The sequence below is a fragment of the Amnibacterium sp. genome (genome assembly GCF_025463795.1).
Classification (GTDB): Bacteria; Actinomycetota; Actinomycetes; order Actinomycetales; family Microbacteriaceae; genus Amnibacterium.
The window spans coordinates 1-3,452 of the sequence record NZ_JAODBE010000149.1 but is presented as its reverse complement, the minus strand read 5'-3'; the positions used below and the strand labels follow the sequence as shown (position 1 = coordinate 3,452).

Genomic DNA, 3,452 nt, shown 5'->3' with positions numbered 1-3,452 from the left:
CGTGAAGCCGGTCACGCGGGCGTCTGGGGCGGGTGCGTCTGGTCGTCGACATTGGCGTCTGCGGCGTTCTGCCGGACGGAATCGATGCCGCTGAGGGCCCCGCCCTTTCGTTCGTAGCCCTCCGAGCTGGCGATCACCTGCCCGTCGCTCGCCTTGAGCCGAAAGCGGTACGCGCCGCTCTCGTCCTGGTACAGCTCGAACGTTCCGGGCATGAGATGTGCTCCATTCCTCGTTGGCTCGCTCGGCACCCTACGCGCCGTGTTCAAGGCCACCGCCGGTGAACCGCGCTCCAGCTCAGCGAGGGGTGGAGGAAAAGAGCACGGCGTTGGGAGGTCCCTCCACAGACGGACTTGGCCCCATGACGGAGGTCACGAGGAGCATTCCTGACTCCGTCGCGGCCCGACTCGTGTTACTGCCAGGCATGCAGCACTGATCGCGGCCGTAGCGATCCGATCCTCGAGAAGGGCGGACGGGTCCGCCGGACGGTGCGGGGCTAACATCTCGCGGCGATGATCGCGCCCCATTCGGCACCGAGGGGGTCTCGCCCCTTTCCTTCGCGTCATGCCCGTCCTCCTTCCCGGCATCGCAGGGTTGTTCAGCCTCCAATCTGTCAACGCGAGCAGCGGCGAAGCCAGCGGAAGGCGGGAGACACGCCTCCCACCTGGTGATCCTCAAGCATGGCGAAAACGCGCCCGTGACCGGCCGGGCGCCGGTCACGTGGGACCTTCGTCCCTTGGCGGCACCGTCGTCAAAGCCGGACGATCGGACGATGAGCACCGCAGAGACCAGCACCGAGGATCGTGTCGTCGTCGGAGTGGACGGATCAGACGATTCGATCGAAGCGCTTCGTGTGGCCGCGCGCGCAGGCGAGGTCATGAACGCGACGCTCGTCGTCGTCACCACCTGGCCGCAGCCGCCGACCTTCGGGCGGACGCCCCTGCGGGTCCCTGACTTCCAGCGCGAGACCGCGGAGCTCCAGGGCGCTGCGATCCGCGGGGCGTTCGGTGACCGGCCACCCGCCAGGTTGCTGCGGGTCGTCCGCGGTGGCGCCCCAAGCGCCGCGCTCGTCCGGGAGAGCGAGCGGGCACGCCTCGTCGTGGTCGGCCGACGCGGCCACGGCGGATTCGGCTCGCTGCTGCTCGGGTCGACGGCGATGTCAACGGTCGTGCATTCGGCCTGCTCGGTGCTGGTGCTGGGTCAGGAGGTGCGGGCGGCTCCGACCAGCGATGTCGATGGGCCGGGCATCCGGCGGGTCGTGGTGGGCGTCGACTGGGAGGCGCCGTCCATCCACGCACTCGCGGCGGCTGACCGCGCCGCAGCCCTGCTCGAAGCCCGGCTGGACGTCGTGACCGTGTGGGACACATTCGACGGCGACCTCGACACCATGAGCGATTTCCGCGATGCCGTCGGATCGGTAGCGCAGGCTCAGCAGGACGCCGCAGTTGAGGAGGTCGTCCCGCCCGCCCGACGGAAGGCGGTTCACCGCATCATCCGGGAGGGCGGCGTCTCTGCGGTGCTTGTCGACGAGGCCGAGCACGCGGATCTCCTGGTCGTCGGCATCCGGAGCCGCAGTGCACTGGTTGAGGCATTCACGGGGGCGATCCCACTTACGACTGCCGGCCACGCCGACTGTCCCGTGCTCGTGGTACGTGCGACACCGGACGCCCATGGAACGACCAGCGCATGACGACGCGCACGCTCACTTGGACGGCTTCCGTCAGGCAGCGACAACGTCCGTTGACTGGCCGCGGAGGGGATCTCTCCATCCGTCGCCGTCCCGATCCGCTCCGGAGCCCACACGCGGATCGTCGGCGACGGCCCTGACATCCCGCCACCCGCTGGACGGGCCTTCGGCCCTCGCTCCCTGGTCCGGGGAACGAGAGGCCGGCCGGGGCAGGGCGGCCGGCCTGGAGGACCCATGAATCAGACGACCATTCCCACGATGGAGCAGTTGGACGCCCGCGCCAGCTGGGAGCTGCTACGAGCCCACAACTACGGCCGGGTCGCCGTGACACGTCTCGGCCAGCCGGAGATCTACCCAGTCAACTACCTCGTGATGCAGGGCGGCGGGTTCCTCGCGCCGAGCCCATCGGATGCGGTCGGAGGTCGGCTGCGCGGACGTGGAGTGTGCCCAGGCCGGGCCCGCGCCGGCGCTCGCGCCCTCTTTGCCTGCTGCTTGCGCGCTCGGCCCACCACGGGACGTTCGTCCCTGGTCGCGGGACCGTTCTGCGCGCACTGTGGACCACATGAACGAGCAGCAGCTGGACCAGCGAGGCGCGACGCGACCCCGCATCGTCGTGGGCGTCGACGGGTCGCCCGATTCCCTCGCCGCCATCAAGGCCGGCGCCTGGGCGGCCGCGGCACGCGGCGGCACCCTCGACGCCGTGAACGCTTGGGCGGCACCGGTCGGCTACGGCGCTCCTCTGGTGCTGCTGCCGGAGATCCGCGCGGAGGCGGAGACGACCCTGCAGGAGGCGGTCCGGACCGCGCTCGGTGAGCATCCACTCATCGAGGTCCACCCCATCGTCACACCGGAGGCGCCCGCGGCAGCCCTCGTGTCGGCGAGCGACGGCGCCGACCTGCTCGTCGTCGGGAGCCGTGGACACGGGGGGTTCGGCGGATTGCTGATCGGCTCGATCAGCATGGCGTGCACGATGCACGCGCACTGTCCGGTCCTCGTCGTGCGTTCCGGTTCGGCGCTGACCGACGCCCAGGAGGCGCGCAGCGGCGCCCGGGTGGTCGTCGCAGTCGGACAGGGTCTCGCTGGAGTGGAGCTGCTCCGGACGGCGGCTCAGGCCGCGGACGAGCTCGACGCCGAGCTGCTCGCGGTGACCGCCTGGCGCTACAGCGGCAAGCGGCCGGACGGACGACCTGAGCTTCGGGACCAGGCGCGCGCGGCCGCGGAGCGGACGCTCGAGCAGCAGGTGTCCGCCGCGTTCCTGCACGGACGGCCGCCGCGTCTGCGGACCGAGGTTCGCGAGGGCACGCCGGCCGCGGTGCTCGTCGACGCGAGCCGCACCGCGGACCTCCTGGTGGTGGGGCGGATGGGGCACAGCCAGTGGGCGGGCGTGCTGCTCGGTTCGGTGAGCCTGCCTGTGGCCGAGCACGCGGAATGCCCGGTCTTGGTGGTGCCCGGCGGTGCGGAGCGCACCGTGCAGCGGGTCCGGTCGCCGGCGGTCGCCCTCCCCGCCGCCTGATGCCGAGGTGGCCCTCCGCGGCCGATGTAGGCGTCGAGGGTGACCGAGGGGTGCGACCCGGCGAGGTGGGTCGGTCTCCCTCCTACCTCCAATCCCCGTTCTGACGCGGCCCGTCCTTGCTTACGCGATATGGCCGGCGAGGCGGCACGGGACAGGCCGGCCTGGCCGCCGTGCCCCTTTGGCCGATCGGAGAGGCGTGACTGCGCCTCCTGCCTACACTCACGAAGATGGGAAGCCGGGCACGAGGGCGGCAGG

Annotated in this window: 3 protein-coding genes; 2 read left to right on the top strand and 1 reads right to left on the bottom strand. The window is 71.3% G+C overall.

From position 1 onward, the window contains the following. Window positions 1-11 precede the first annotated feature (11 nt). Window positions 12-212 carry a YegP family protein gene (locus tag JWQ92_RS12720; protein WP_297344830.1) on the bottom strand — a complete coding sequence of 67 codons (201 nt, stop codon included), beginning with the start codon at window positions 210-212 and terminating at the stop codon, window positions 12-14. 452 nt (window positions 213-664) lie between these two features. Here JWQ92_RS12720 and JWQ92_RS12715 point away from each other — a divergent pair, with 452 nt between their 5' ends. Next, entirely contained in the window at window positions 665-1,687 is a 1,023-nt protein-coding gene (locus JWQ92_RS12715; protein ID WP_297344829.1) for a universal stress protein, read from the top strand. A gap of 559 nt (window positions 1,688-2,246) precedes the next feature. Then, the gene (locus JWQ92_RS12710) at window positions 2,247-3,197 is read left to right on the top strand and encodes a universal stress protein (RefSeq protein WP_297344828.1); all 951 of its coding nucleotides are present in this window, start codon (window positions 2,247-2,249) and stop codon (window positions 3,195-3,197) included. Window positions 3,198-3,452 lie beyond the last annotated feature (255 nt).

Bases quoted from the DNA above. Each gene is read 5' to 3' on its own strand.
- JWQ92_RS12720 (WP_297344830.1), bottom strand. From the start codon at position 212: ATGCCCGGAACGTTCGAGCTGTACCAGGACGAGAGCGGCGCGTACCGC.
- JWQ92_RS12710 (WP_297344828.1), top strand. From the start codon at position 2,247: ATGAACGAGCAGCAGCTGGACCAGCGAGGCGCGACGCGACCCCGCATC.